14 protein-coding genes are annotated in these 12,842 nt (G+C 69.3%); 10 read left to right on the top strand and 4 right to left on the bottom strand.

Annotated elements, in window-relative coordinates; genetic code table 11:
* Positions 1-26: 26 nt before the first annotated feature.
* The 6 genes from V9G19_RS15785 to V9G19_RS15810 are packed head-to-tail and all read left to right on the top strand — an operon-like array spanning position 27 to position 5,944.
* Positions 27-701 (top strand): type 1 glutamine amidotransferase domain-containing protein, encoded by a 675-nt coding sequence (locus V9G19_RS15785; RefSeq protein WP_462286388.1) that lies wholly within the window; start codon positions 27-29, stop codon positions 699-701.
* Positions 698-1,501, top strand: coding sequence for a DJ-1/PfpI family protein (locus tag V9G19_RS15790; protein WP_462286389.1), 804 nt, complete (start codon positions 698-700; stop codon positions 1,499-1,501). The genes V9G19_RS15785 and V9G19_RS15790 overlap by 4 nt, the downstream gene beginning before the upstream one ends.
* Positions 1,502-1,506: 5 nt before the next feature.
* Positions 1,507-2,685: a ferritin-like domain-containing protein gene (locus V9G19_RS15795; RefSeq protein WP_462286390.1), complete on the top strand. Its 1,179-nt coding sequence runs from the start codon at positions 1,507-1,509 to the stop codon at positions 2,683-2,685.
* A 51-nt stretch (positions 2,686-2,736) separates the two neighbouring features.
* The gene (locus V9G19_RS15800) at positions 2,737-3,729 is read left to right on the top strand and encodes an aldo/keto reductase (RefSeq protein WP_462286391.1); all 993 of its coding nucleotides are present in this window, start codon (positions 2,737-2,739) and stop codon (positions 3,727-3,729) included.
* Positions 3,730-3,783: 54 nt separating this feature from the next.
* Positions 3,784-4,560 (top strand): antibiotic biosynthesis monooxygenase, encoded by a 777-nt coding sequence (locus tag V9G19_RS15805; RefSeq protein WP_462286392.1) that lies wholly within the window; start codon positions 3,784-3,786, stop codon positions 4,558-4,560.
* 1 nt (position 4,561) lies between these two features.
* Positions 4,562-5,944, top strand: coding sequence for an MFS transporter (locus tag V9G19_RS15810; protein WP_462286393.1), 1,383 nt, complete (start codon positions 4,562-4,564; stop codon positions 5,942-5,944).
* A 445-nt stretch (positions 5,945-6,389) separates the two neighbouring features.
* Here V9G19_RS15810 and V9G19_RS15815 read toward each other — a convergent pair whose 3' ends face one another.
* The 4 genes from V9G19_RS15815 to V9G19_RS15830 are packed head-to-tail and all read right to left on the bottom strand — an operon-like array spanning position 6,390 to position 8,917.
* Positions 6,390-6,809: a hypothetical protein gene (locus V9G19_RS15815; RefSeq protein WP_462286394.1), complete on the bottom strand. Its 420-nt coding sequence runs from the start codon at positions 6,807-6,809 to the stop codon at positions 6,390-6,392.
* Positions 6,809-7,675 (bottom strand): hypothetical protein, encoded by an 867-nt coding sequence (locus V9G19_RS15820; protein WP_462286395.1) that lies wholly within the window; start codon positions 7,673-7,675, stop codon positions 6,809-6,811. Before V9G19_RS15820 ends, V9G19_RS15815 begins: the two co-directional genes overlap by 1 nt.
* Positions 7,672-7,968, bottom strand: a complete 297-nt coding sequence (locus V9G19_RS15825; protein ID WP_462286396.1) for a hypothetical protein — start codon at positions 7,966-7,968, stop codon at positions 7,672-7,674. The genes V9G19_RS15820 and V9G19_RS15825 overlap by 4 nt, the downstream gene beginning before the upstream one ends.
* Positions 7,919-8,917, bottom strand: coding sequence for a hypothetical protein (locus V9G19_RS15830; RefSeq protein WP_462286397.1), 999 nt, complete (start codon positions 8,915-8,917; stop codon positions 7,919-7,921). The genes V9G19_RS15825 and V9G19_RS15830 overlap by 50 nt, the downstream gene beginning before the upstream one ends.
* Positions 8,918-9,242: 325 nt before the next feature.
* On the opposite strand from V9G19_RS15830, the gene V9G19_RS15835 reads away from it, so the two are divergent.
* The 4 genes from V9G19_RS15835 to V9G19_RS15850 all read left to right on the top strand — a co-directional run.
* Entirely contained in the window at positions 9,243-9,995 is a 753-nt protein-coding gene (locus V9G19_RS15835; RefSeq protein WP_462286404.1) for a helical backbone metal receptor, read from the top strand.
* Positions 9,996-10,155: 160 nt separating this feature from the next.
* The gene (locus tag V9G19_RS15840; RefSeq protein ID WP_462286398.1) at positions 10,156-10,467 is read left to right on the top strand and encodes a transposase; all 312 of its coding nucleotides are present in this window, start codon (positions 10,156-10,158) and stop codon (positions 10,465-10,467) included.
* A 597-nt stretch (positions 10,468-11,064) separates the two neighbouring features.
* Positions 11,065-12,282 carry a group II intron reverse transcriptase/maturase gene (gene ltrA, locus V9G19_RS15845; protein ID WP_462286405.1) on the top strand — a complete coding sequence of 406 codons (1,218 nt, stop codon included), beginning with the start codon at positions 11,065-11,067 and terminating at the stop codon, positions 12,280-12,282.
* Between the two features lie 129 nt (positions 12,283-12,411).
* A partial coding sequence (locus V9G19_RS15850) for an IS3 family transposase (protein WP_462286399.1) occupies positions 12,412-12,842 on the top strand: 431 nt, incomplete at its 3' end.

Genomic DNA, 12,842 nt, shown 5'->3' on the forward strand with positions numbered 1-12,842 from the left:
CGTTCACTAACCCGAAGGAAGCAATCATGAGCAAGGGAACGATCCTTTTCGCGCTGACCAGCCACGACGAGCTCGGCGATACCGGGCGCCGCACCGGCGCCTACGCCCCCGAGTTCGCCCACCCGGCCGCGGTCTTCCAGGACGCGGGATACGAGGTCGCCTTCGTGTCCGTGCAGGGCGGGCCGGTCCCGCTCGACGGGATCAAGGAGGGCGACACCGTCACCGCCGGCTTCCTCGCCCAGGACTGGGTGCAGCGGGAGCTGGCCGACACCTCCACCGCCGGCGAGCTCGACCCGGCCGACTACGCGGCGATCTACTACGCGGGCGGGCACGGCACGATGTGGGACTTCCCGGACGACGCCGACCTGGCCGCCCTCGCCGCCGGCATCTATGAGCAGGGCGGGGTCGTCGCCGCGGTTTGCCACGGCCCGGCCGGGCTGGTCAACCTCACCCTCAGCGATGGCAGCCTGCTGATCGAGGGCAAGCGGGTCTCCAGCTTCACCGATGCCGAGGAGGCCGCGGTCGGCCTGACCGACGTCGTCCCGTTCCTGCTGCAGAGCGCCCTGGAGGAGCGCGGCGCCAAGCACGAGGGCGCCGAGAACTTCGCCGAGTTCGCGATCAGCGACCAGCGGCTGGTCACCGGCCAAAACCCCGCCTCGGCGGCCACGGTCGCCCGGCTGACCGTCGAGGCGTTGTCATGACCGCCTATGTCGAGCGGCACGCGGCCCGCAGCGTTGCCGACCCGTGGGCCGCGGCGCTGACCGCGCAGGAGACCTATGTCGTCCGCTCGATCGGGGTGCTCGCCTACGACAAGGTCAGCGAGCAGGACTGCCTGACCCCGACCGAGATCTTCAAGGGTGCGGCGATGGTGCTGCGGGGCGACATCGCGCCCTGGCCCCGTGAGGTCGCCCCCGAGGTGCTGACCGTCGAGTTGGTCTCGCTCGACCCGGGCGTGGTGACCATGCAGATGGGCACCCAGGTCGTGCCCGACCGCACGCTCGACCCCCAGCGGCTCTACGACATCCTCTACATCCCCGGCGGCGTCGGCTCCGGCGTGCTCGCCTGCGACCAGCGGGTCCTCGACCTGATCCGGCGCCACCACGAGGCCGGCCGGGTCGTCGCGTCCAACTGCTCCGGCGTCGGCGTCGTCGCCCGCTCCGGGATCATCGAGGACACCCACATCACCAGCGTCGCCGCCATCGGCCGCGGCCTGCGGGAGGAGGGCTTCAACGCCCCGGCCACCCGGCGGATGTGGGTCGGCAACCCCGAGCAGCGGGTCTGGACGGCCACCGGCTCGTATGGCGTCAACGCCTCCGCGGTCGCGATCGTCGCGCACTATTTCGGCCGCGAGGTCGGCACGATCGTCTCGATGATGTTCGACACGCTCGCCGGGCTGGGCGAGGCGGTGTTCGAGCCGGTCGGGCCGCAGTTCTTCGAGAACGAGGCGCTGGAGGCCAGCTTCCAGGACCTCTTCCAGCCGATGCTGCTGCCGCCGGAGTGATCCCGATGACCGCGACGACGACCACCACACCTCCGCGCAGCCCGTATGCCGAGCGCACCCGCCCGCGGGACCTGCACTGGATCCGTGGGGCGCTGCAGAGCGCGATCGCGATCGAGCACGGCACGATGCCGCTGTATTCGGCCGCGATGTATTCGCTGGAGGTGCAGAACTACCCGGCCTACAACACGCTGCGCTCGGTGCTCATGGAAGAAATGCTGCACATGGCCGCCATGTGCAACGCGCTCGCCGCGATCGGCGGCCGGCCACAGATCCGCACCCTCGACCCCACCGCGGTGTTGCGCGGCCTGCCCGGCCGGATCGGCGGGCTGCGGGCACGGCTCGCGCCACTCTCCCGGCGCCAGCTCGAGGTGTTCATGGGCATCGAGAGCCCCGACGCACTCAGCCGCGCGCCGGGAGGCGAGGGGGCGGCATACGCCTCGATCGGGGCGTTCTATCGCGAGATCCGCGCGGCCGTCGAGGACAACGCCGCGACGATCGCCGCGGCCGCCCGCGGGGAGCAGCAGGCCAACCAGGTCGGCGGCAATCTCGGGTATGCCGTGATCCGCCCGGCGGGTGACCCCGTCGAGCAGATCCTGGCGAGCATCGACCTGGTCATCGACCAGGGTGAGGGCTCCGGCGGCTCGACCCGCACCACCGGGCCGGCCTCGGATTCCGAGCTGTCCCACTACGCCCGGTTTGCCGAGCTGCGCTACGGCCGGGCCTACTCCGGACCGCGGCAGGGTGAAAGCGACGGTGGGCTGGCCGCCGAGGGGCAGCGACGCTTCTACAAGGGCGCCACGTTGCCGTGGCCGCGGGTGGTCAACACCCTGGCGGTCCCGGCCGACGGCTACCGCGCGGTGCTGGTCCGTGACCCGGGCCGCGTGGCGGTGACGACCTCCCTGGAGCGCTTCGATGCGGCATACACCCGCATGTTGGCCGCGCTCGACGACGCCTGGAACGGCCCACCCGAGCTGGGCTGGCCGGCGCTCGGGCGGGCCGTCTTCGAGATGAACGAGCTGCGGGTGATCTCGTGCTTCGACATCCTGCGCCACGAGGTCCCCCGCAGCGTCGTCGACGACCTCGCCCGGCTCTATCCCGGTGAGGCCGACGAGATCGCCGGGCTGACCGACGTCACCAAACCGGTGTTCTACGGACCGCGATTCGAGAACACCACACTGCGTTGATCACCACCTGAGCTGACCACCACCGTGAGTCGAACGAAAGGTTTCCCAGCTATGAGCACCCGCACCATCGGACCCGAGGAATTCACCACCTCCGCGATCGGCTTCGGCTGCATGGGCCTGTCCCAGGGCTACGGCCCCGCCGACGACGCCGAGTCGGTGGCGGCGATCCATGCGGCCCTGGACGCCGGCGTGACCCTGATCGACACGGCGATGAGCTACGGCGAAGGCGCCAACGAGCGCCTCGTCGGTGAGGCGCTGCGCAGCAGCGGCCGGGCCCGGGAGGAGACCCAGCTCGCGACCAAGCTCGGAATCATGCGGACCCCGAGCGGGGTGGGCCTGGACGCCGACCCGGCCCGCATCCGCGGCTACTGCGAGGCGTCGCTGGAGCGGCTCGGCGTCGATCGCGTCGATCTCTACTACCTGCACCGGGTCGACCCGCGCTTCCCCGTCGAGGAGAGCATCGGCGCGATGGGGCAGTTGGTGGCCGACGGCCTGGTCGGGCACATCGGCGTCTCCGAAGTGACTCCCGAGCAGCTCGAGCGGGCCGCGAGCGTCCACCCGATCACCGCCGTGCAGATGGAGTGGTCGCTGATGTGGCGTGAGCCCGAGACCGGCATCGTGCCGACCGCGCGCCGCCTCGGCGTCGGGCTCGTCCCCTACAGCCCGCTCGGCCGCGGCCTGCTGAGCGCGACCCTCGACCGGGACGCGGTGGCGCAGAGCCCCTTCCGAGCGGGTGATCCCCGCTTCAACGACGCCGCCCTGACGGCCAATGCCACCCAGGTCGAGGCGCTGGCGGCGCTCGCCGCCGAATGGGGGCTGAGCGCGGCCCAGCTCGCCCTCGCCTGGCTGCTCGCCCAGGGGCCGGACGTCGTCCCGATCCCGGGCTCGCGCCGCGACACCCGGGTGACCGAGAACGCCGCCGCGATGGCGGTCACGCTCAGCCCCGAGCAATTGGCCCGGCTCGACGCCGCGGTCCCGCCCGCCGGCTGGGTCGGCGACCGGGCCTCGTTTGCCGTGCCGGTGACGGCCCGGCCGGCCGTCTGAGCACTGCCATACGGCATCTGTCCCTTAAACCCAATGTCCGACAGGAGTTTTCCCATGATCACCGTGACTGCCGCCCAACAGGTCAAGCCCGGGATGGAGGAGGTCGTCGACGCCCTGATGCTCGATCTGACCGAGGACATCCTGCAAAACGAGCCGGGCTGCGTCCGGTTCGACTACGTCATCGAGCCGAGCGACCCCTCCCGCCGCCTGGTCATCGAGAGCTACCGCGACCGGGCTGCGTTCGAGGCGCACAAGCAGACCCGCTACCTGGCCGCGTTCATCCCCAAGCTGCTGAACGCGCTCATCGCGCCGCCGACGGTCGTGGAGTTCCAGGACGCCTTCGCCCAGGCCAAGGCGGCTCCGTTCTTCCACACCGGGATCGTCGTCGACGACCTCGGCGGGGCGGTCAAGTACTACAGCGACTCCCTCGGGGTGCGCTTCACCGAGCCGGGCATCTTCGACATCCCCCGCCTGGAGGACCCCGACCCGCACCCCTTCCTGTTCACCGCGGTGCTGTCGATGACCGACGCGCCCTTCCTCGAGCTTATCCAGGCCAACGGCGACGGGATCATCTCGGCGCAAAAGTGCGGCCAGATCCTCTACCACGGCTACTGGGAGGACGACATGGCCGCCCGCCTGGAGTGGCTGAACTCCCCGGCCGGCCACGGCGCCGAGGCGGTCTTCCGGATGGAGGAGGGTGGCACCCCGTTCTCGATCATCACCAACCCCGACCGCTACGGCAATCGCATCGAATACGTCGGCACCGATGCCGCCGACCCGCTCGTCGAGTGGGCACGCACCGGCATCCTGCCCGGCGGGATCGGAGCCTGACATGACCACCACGACCAGCGCCACCACCCAGCCGGCGACGGCGCGCACCCCGTCGCGGCTGCTCTTTGCCGGCGTGTCGATCGGGAACTTCCTTGTCCTGCTGGACACCTCGATCCTCAACGTCGCCCTGCCGGATGTCCAGCGTGACCTGCACGCCAGCGCCGCGGCGCTGCCGTGGGCGGCGGTCGCCTACACGATCACCTTCGCCGGGCTGTTGCTCGCCGCGGGTGCGGTGGCCGATCGGTTCGGCGCGCGCCGCGTCTACAGCGGCTCGTTGCTCGCCTTCGCCGTGCTCTCCCTGGCGTGTGCGGCCGCCCCCTCGGTGGCCGCGCTCATCGGCGGGCGGGTTCTGCTCGGTGCCGCGGCCGCGTGCATGGTGCCGTCGTCGATCGCGCTGCTCGCCGGCCTGTATGCCGATCCCGGGGCCCGCGCCCGCGCGGTCGGTGTGTGGGCCGCGCTGACGAGCAGCGGGTTGCTCCTCGGCCCAATCCTCGGTGGGCTGCTCGTCGCCGCCGGTGGCTGGCGGTGGGTCTTCCTCGTCAACCCGCCGATCGCCTTGATCGCCCTGTGGCTGGGCCGCCGGCAGGCCAACGCCCGGCCGGCGACCGTGCGCCCGCTCGACCTGCCCGGCATCGGCGCCTCGATCGTCACGCTGACCGCGCTCACCTATGGCCTCATCGAGGGTGGCACGAGCGGCTGGGACCGCCCGCAACCCTGGATCGCGCTCGGCGTCGCCCTCGCCGCGGCGATCGCCCTGCGGGTCATCGAGGGCCGGGCCGAGCACCCCGTCCTGCCGCCCGCCCTGGTGCGCCGCCGCGACCTGTCCGGCAGCATCGTCGCCGCCGCGATCGCCACGCTCGTCTTCTACGGCATCCTCTACACGCTCACGCTGTGGCTGCAGCGGGAGCGGGGCCTGACCCCGGTGGAGACCGGGCTGGCGTTCGTGCCGATGACCCTGCCGATGTGCGTGCTGCCGGTCTATACCGGCAAGCTCGTCGCCCGGTTCGGCGCCCGCCGGGTCATCCTCGGCGGCCTGTGCTTCGACGTGGTCGCGGGGGCGAGCCTGCTCGGCGTCACCAGCGCCCACGGCTCGCTCGGCTGGATCGTCGCCGCCGAGATCGCGCTCGTGCTCGCCAGCACCACGGTGATCCCCGCCGCCACCGCCGATGTCGCCGTCAACGCGCCGAGCGAGATGGCCGGTGCCGCGCAGGGCGCGCTCAACGCCGGCCGGCAGGCCGGGTCCGCGCTCGGTGTCGCGATCCTGGGGCCACTCACCGCGCTGCCGACGATCGGCGGGGTCCTCGTCACGCTCAGCGCGGTGGCCGTCATCCTCGCCGTCGCCGGCCAGGTCCGGCCGGCCGTGGCCGACGCCGCCCGCGCCTAATGGGTCCGGCGGCGATCAGGTCGATGGCCTGGTCCAGCCCGGTTGTTCGGTCGGGCCCCGCTCATGACACGAAGAGTCGGGGAGTGACCCGGTGGCTGAACGGCGAGTGGCAGCAAGTCGCGCACTTTGCGACCCAGTCGCGCAGTTACACGTGCGCGATTTGCCGAGTGCGCGACTTGCCCACCGCAGGGCTCAAACGGCCGGGTCGAGAGGAACCTCTCGGTACGTTTGGTGGCGACAACCGTGCCGACCGGCTCCTCTCGATGGCTGGCCTGCTCTGCGACGGGGCTGCCGTTGGCCCTGGCACGGCACGGCGTCGTCGCCGAGCACGTCCGCGGGAATGGATGGCGACCAGACCCCCTCTTCCCGCGTCCACGGTGGCCGGCGCAGACGGCCCGGGCCACCGATCCCGCAGAACCACCCGCCCCGCGCAGTATTGGTCGGGTTAACCGCAGCGGCGGGCGGTGGGGGTGGTGACCGCGAAGACGTCGACGTTGTCGGTGATTTCGCCGTCGTCGGGGATGTCGCCGGGGACGATGTCACCGGCGTGGGAGGTGAAAATGGCGGTGGCGCCGTCCTCGGTGATCGCCACACCGAAGCTGTCGCCCGAGGGTGGGCGCCCGGCACGGGTGATCGAGACCAGGACCCGCTGCCCGGTGGTGCGGTCCCACCGGTAAACGTCGACGTTGCCGCTGCCGTCGGGGCGCAGCACGCTGAGCAATACCCAGCGGCCGGTGTAGCTGACGGCGTCGGCGCCGGTGACGTGGTTGCCGTGCAGGGAGTTGACGACGGCGAGGTCGCTGGTGCGCCGGACGACGACGTTCATGTCGTAGGTCTCGGGGTTGCGGTTCCAGGTGGTGACCATCACCCGTCCGTCGCCGCTGAGCTGGGTGTGGTAGTGGCGGGCGGCCGGCCCGGCCGGGCCGCGCCCGACGTGCCGGGTGACGCCGGTGGCCCGGTCGAGCAGGTAGAGCTCCCGCTCGTGCCCAGGCGGATGTTGGTGGCGGTGTAGGCCAGGTAGCGGCCGTCGGCGCTCATCGCCTGCAGGAGGCGGACCGCCCCGAACGAGCCGAGCATCGCCCAGCGGTGGCTGACCCAGTCGAAGACCGCGATCCGCACGGCCCAGTGGCTGTAGTCGGCGCTGACGTACCACACCTCGCCGGCGGAGAGGCGGCCGTCCGCGGAGAACGCCATCAGGTCGAAACCGCTCAGCGGCAGCCCGGTGGCGGGCCCACTGGCCTGAGGTATGCGGTGGGTTTCCACCCGCCCGGTGCGCAGGTCCTTGCGCAGCAGCCACCGGCTGGAGACGGTCCCCGGCGGGGTCAGGCTGGAGAACTGACCCGCCAACGCGACATACCGGCCGTCGCCGCTGATCAGCCCCCCGTAGTCGCCTGTGGCCGGGCGGCCGGCGCTATCGCTGGAGACCAGCCGGGTGCGGTCGTTGCCCCGCTCGCGCAGATACACGCGGTTATCGGAGTTGTACGGTGCCCCGGGCTGCAGGATGCGGGTGCCGGTGCCGAACGCCACCCGGCAGCCGTCCGCGCTGGCCGACGCGCCGCCGTAGTTGTTGTTGGCGGGCCGGCCGGCCAGCGTCGCCGATAACAACTCCACCCGCAGCCGGGCCGCGCTGTCGGCCCCCGCCGCCGGCGCCGCCGAGAAACCAGCGGTGGCCGCCAGCGCCACCGCGATCGCGCGTCTGCTGGAGATCCCCACACGCTGCCGCCGACTCACTGCACCGGCTCCCACCGGGAGATCCTGATGTTGTCGATGTCGCCGGCGTAGGCGTCGCCGGCCTTGGTGTCCCGCGGCTTCTTCCCGATCGATATCTCATCGGTCGGGGCCACCCAGATACCCGACTTGGCGGTCCCCGTCCACCCGGCCGTGTTGACGTCGACGAACTTCGTGTTCTCCCAGTGGAAGACGTGGAGGATGGCCTGACCGCCTGCGGACAGCTCGCAGGTGAGTCTGTAACGGTCACCAATCGTCAGTCGTCCTGCGCGACCCGCGAAGACCTCGGTGCGCACGATGGCCGGGTCGGTCTTTGATTTCGCTCCCTTGGAAGGTGCAGGCCGGGGTCATCCCGCCGGCATTGATCGACACCTTCCACTGGTGCTTGTTGCCTTCATCGACGCGGCCCTTCTGGATGATGTTGGGTGACTCCGTATCGTCATACTGGGCCTGCGGCCGCACGTACACGGAGATCTTGAACCGTTTCCCGAGCGGGTTGAACCTGTCCTGATGCGGCACCCACACCCGGCTGGCGTTCTGGTCAACAACACCGTTCCCGGGGGTGCCGTCGTTCCAGCCGGGGAACCGCAGCGCGCTGGCACCGTCCGCGGCGACCGGCGGGACATTCACCCCAGTGACCTTCGCTTTGACGATCGTGTTGTCGGCCAGGATGCCGTCGTCGACGCCGGGTCTGATGACGCTGGGGGTAGAGTTGTGGCCGTTCCGGGTTCGGTAGTCGTTGAACGCCCAGATGCCCTTGGCGTACTCCGCTGTCTGGGTGGCGTTCTCGTCATCGCTCAACCGCGCCGCCGCGGTGACATCGGCCCAGTTGATCGCGTTGCCGAGCAACTGCAGCCCGTCGGCGGACAGGTCAGCCGAGGTGGCGTCGGTCAATCCCAACGCCACCCGGCGCGCCGGCGTGGCCGTCCCGTCGCCGCGCACGTCACCCGGGCCCATCGTGCACACCACGTGCGCGGTCTCCACCCCCGCGCGCACCGCCACCGTCGCGGCCGAGGCGGGCACGTAGGCGTCACCGACCGACTGCACCAGCGTCGCCGTATTGGCCGGAGCGAACACCTCCGGCAGGCCGTTGGCGATCGGGTGCACCGAATCCACCACCAGCAGGTTGCTGGTCAGGTTCTGCGCCCACCCCGCGCCCGCGGTCAGGCCCATCCCCACCCAGCTGCCATACCCCAGGGCGACCACCCCGGTCGGCGCGTCCCGGTAGGTGGTCCGATCACCCACCACCAACACCACCGGTGACCCGAATGATGACCTCCGCCGCCTGCGCGCTCCCCATTCCCGCGACCACCAGGCCCGCCGCCGCCGCGCACACCACAACGGCCCGCGGGGCCGCTTTCGCCATGAACCGCACCGGATACCCCTTCCCTCAAGCCCCAAGCCAGCGCACATGCGCCGACCCAAAACCAACCTAGGCACCCAGCCCATCCCCGGAACAGGCCACCGCAACGTGATCCACGTCCCCTTTGATGGAGCCACATACATCCTGTTCACCGAAGCGGCCACCGTCCGCCGAGTCGAGCCGCGTGCGAGAGTGGAGCGCGTGGAGTTGCGCGACGACCTCGGGGCCTTGGTCCCGTTGTCCGACGCGCCGGTCCGGGTCGTCTCCCTGGTTCCGTCCCTCACCGAGGCGCTGGCGGTGACCTGTCCGCACCTGCTCGCCGCCGCCACCGACTGGTGCACCCATTCGGCCGGCCTCGACGTCCCACGCGTCAGAGGGACGAAGAACCCGGACCTCGACGCCATCGCCGCGCTGCAGCCCGACCTGGTGATCGCCAACAAGGAGGAGAACCGCGAACTCGACGTCGAGCGGCTGCGGGGCCGCGGCATACCGGTCTGGGTGACCGACAACGTCGACGTGCCGAGCGCGCTGGCCTCGATGAGGCGGTTGTTCGCGGTGCTGACGCCCGAGGTGACACCCCAGTGGCTCGAGGAGGCCGAGCGGCTGTGGGCGCAGCCGCCGCCCCGGCCGCCGCGCCGGGTCGCAGTCCCGATCTGGCGCGATCCGTGGATGGTCGTCGGCGGGGCGACCTACACCGATGACGTGCTCGCCCGGCTCGGTCTCGTCAACGTCTTCGCCGACTGGCCGCGTTATCCCCATGTCGAGCTGGCCGAGATCGACCGGCCCGACCTCGATCTGGTGCTCCTACCCGATGAGCCCTATGTCTTCACCCCGACCGACGGGCCCGAAGCCTTCGCCCACGTCCCGACCGCGCTCGTCTCGGGCCGCCTACTGACCTGGTATGGCCCGGCCATGGTCGAGGCCTGGCGAGTCTACGCCGAGACGACGGTCTTGGGTTGAGCTCTCCGGCTAGATGATTCGGCCGATCACACTCGACCTCGTCGCCGCACGACCCGAAACCACCTGGCAAGACCACCTCCACACCGCCGCCGCTCACTGGCGTGCCTGATTCCTTCTGGAGTTGGAGCCCAATAGAATAGGTTTCCATGGGAAGGGAGCAATGAGTTTCATGAGTACGAGCAGAGGGAACTTCTCACCGGAGTTCCGTGAGCAGATGGTCGAGTTGTACTTGAGCGTCAAGGGTCGTCAGAACCTGTCCCAGGTCGCTCGGGAAAATGGTATCGGCGCGGAGACGTTGCGGAACTGGGTGAAGAAACACCAGGAGGCGAACCCGACCGACGAGGCGCCGTTGACGATTTCCGAACGCGCACGACTCGAACAGCTCGAACGCGAAGTTCAGGAACTCCGGCTGGAACGGGAGTTCCTGGGAAAAGGTGTGCCACGAACGTTGGAGGTCGCGATGTGTAGGTGATCGTGGCTGGTGGCGGTGCTGTGCAGGTGATGAAGGTTTGGCCCTTCGGAGTCGCCCTGTGGGGGGAGGCTTCAAACCACCTCATGCTGCGCTGGTTTGAATACTGTGCGTGGTGAGCGATGAGGAAAAGGCGCCGTTCAGGTGTCAGGTGGGGACCAGGAAGGCGAACGTGAGTGAATCGCTGTTGACGTGTCGAAACGGAATATAGGTGACATCGAAACCAGGGCTTCTTTTCGGTTCTGGGATGAGCCTGGCGGGTGCCCGCTTACTGGCCAGGTGGTGTCCGGCATGGAGGCGACGCGAGCTTGGTCTGCTGGATCTGCATGGAACGTGGGAAGGCATGTCTCGATAGTTCCGACTCTGATGTTTGTTTGGGGTTGGTGTGAGGGAGCGCGCTGGGCAGCGGAAACTGTGAGGCGTTGAGTACCGATGCGGGGCGTGCTGGCGGACTGGTTCGTAGTAGTGGTGAAGCATCTGTAACGGGTGTGGAGCGAAGGGGCCAGACCATCAAGATTTGTTCAATCGGTCAACCAGAGTGCCTGGGAGGAATCGGGTGGACACGTCAGTGTCGCAGGGAAAGTCGTTCGATATTTCGAAGTGGGAGGTTTGGGAGGCGTACCAGCGGGTTCGGGCGAACAAGGGCGCACCGGGTGTGGACGGGGTGACTCTGGAGGACTTCGAGAAGGATCTGAAGAACAATCTGTATCGGATCTGGAATCGGATGTCGTCGGGGTCGTATTTCCCGCCGCCGGTGCGTGCGGTGTCGATCCGAAACAGGGTGGTGGTGTGCGGGTGCTTGGGGTGCCAACGGTCGCCGACCGGGTCGCCCAAACGGTGGTCGCTACCCGGTTGGAGAAGGTGGTGGAACCGGTGTTCCACCCCGACTCCTATGGGTATCGGCCCGGGCGGTCGGCGTTGGACGCGGTCGCGGTGGCGCGGCGGCGGTGTTGGGAACGCAACTGGGTGGTTGATCTGGACATCCGGGCATTCTTCGACAGCGTCGATCACGCGCTGCTGATGAAGGCGGTCCGGGCGCACGCGCCGGTGTCCTGGGTGGTGTTGTATGTCACCCGGTGGCTGGCTGCCCCGCTGGTCGGCGGTGATGGGCTCGCGGTGGCCCGGGACCGGGGGACCCCGCAGGGGTCTGCTGTCTCCCCGGTGCTGGCGAACCTGTTCCTGCATTACGCGTTCGATGCGTGGATGGCCCGGGAATTCCCGAGCGTCCCGTTCGAACGGTATGTCGATGACGTGGTCGTGCATGCGGTCACGCGGCGGCAGGCGGAGCAGGTCCGGGCAGCGATCGCCGCGCGGATGGTCGAGGTCGGACTGGAGCTCCACCCGGATAAGACCAAGATCGTGTACTGCAAGGACAACAACCGGCCCGGGCACTATGAGCACGAGTCGTTCACGTTCTTGGGTTACACATTCCGCACCCGCACGGCACGGGACAAGAACGGGGCTCTGTTTCCCTCGTTCCTGCCCGCGGTCAGCCGGGAGGCGCTGAACGAGATGGGCCGGACGGTCCGCCGATGGCGGGTCCATCTGCACGTCTCGTGGAGCTTGGCTGAGCTGGCGCGCTGGCTCGGCCCGATCATTCGAGGCTGGATGAACTACTACGGCCGGTTCTACCAGACGGCGTTGTATCCCCTCCTGAAACGCATCAACACCTACTTGGTGCGGTGGGCCCGCCGGAAATACCGGAGACTCCACGGGTTCAAGAAAGCCAAAGCATGGTGGGACGCGTTGTGTACGCGGTACCCGAATGGGTTCCCCCAGTGGCGGTGGACCCGGGCATTCCTCGCGGCTGGATGGTAAGAGCCGTGTGACGGGAGACTGTCACGCACGGTTCCGTGGGAGCCCGGAGGTGCGATTCCTCCGGGCTACCCGACCCACCGCCTTCTTCGCGAGGAAGTACCGGTAGTTGACCGGTACGCGCACATTCTCGTGGAGAAGGCGATCAAGAACAGTGACGGCACCGCGCGGTTCACCGTGGCGGCGATGTGCGGTTGGATGGGGGTGTCGGAATCCGGGTTTTATGACTGGCTGAAACGGCCGGCGTCGGCGACCGCGAAACGGCGCCGGAAACTGGGCCGGCTGATCCGCACGATCTTCGATCGTCACCAGGGCCGGTACGGCTACCGTCGGGTCCACGCCGAGCTGCGCCGGGCGGGTCAGTACTGTGACCCGGAGACGGTACGTTCGATCATGGCGGAGCTGGGCTTGGAAGCCTGCCAGCCGCGGACCTCACGCCGGCAGACGACCAAGGCCTCCCGGGAGGCGGTCACGATCCCGGACCTGGTCGGTCGGGACTTCACCGCGGCCGTGCCCGGGGCGAAGATGGTCGGCGACATCACGTATGTCCGCACCGATGAAGG

The organism is Nostocoides sp. (genome assembly GCF_037045025.1).
GTDB lineage: Bacteria > Actinomycetota > Actinomycetes > Actinomycetales > Dermatophilaceae > Nostocoides_A.

What these genes read in the sequence shown, in the direction of transcription:
- V9G19_RS15785 (WP_462286388.1), top strand. Translation starts at nt 27, where the DNA reads ATGAGCAAGGGAACGATCCTTTTCGCGCTGACCAGCCACGACGAGCTC.
- V9G19_RS15790 (WP_462286389.1), top strand. Translation starts at nt 698, where the DNA reads ATGACCGCCTATGTCGAGCGGCACGCGGCCCGCAGCGTTGCCGACCCG.
- V9G19_RS15795 (WP_462286390.1), top strand. Translation starts at nt 1,507, where the DNA reads ATGACCGCGACGACGACCACCACACCTCCGCGCAGCCCGTATGCCGAG.
- V9G19_RS15800 (WP_462286391.1), top strand. Translation starts at nt 2,737, where the DNA reads ATGAGCACCCGCACCATCGGACCCGAGGAATTCACCACCTCCGCGATC.
- V9G19_RS15805 (WP_462286392.1), top strand. Translation starts at nt 3,784, where the DNA reads ATGATCACCGTGACTGCCGCCCAACAGGTCAAGCCCGGGATGGAGGAG.
- V9G19_RS15810 (WP_462286393.1), top strand. Translation starts at nt 4,562, where the DNA reads ATGACCACCACGACCAGCGCCACCACCCAGCCGGCGACGGCGCGCACC.
- V9G19_RS15815 (WP_462286394.1), bottom strand. Translation starts at nt 6,809, where the DNA reads ATGGTCACCACCTGGAACCGCAACCCCGAGACCTACGACATGAACGTC.
- V9G19_RS15840 (WP_462286398.1), top strand. Translation starts at nt 10,156, where the DNA reads ATGAGTTTCATGAGTACGAGCAGAGGGAACTTCTCACCGGAGTTCCGT.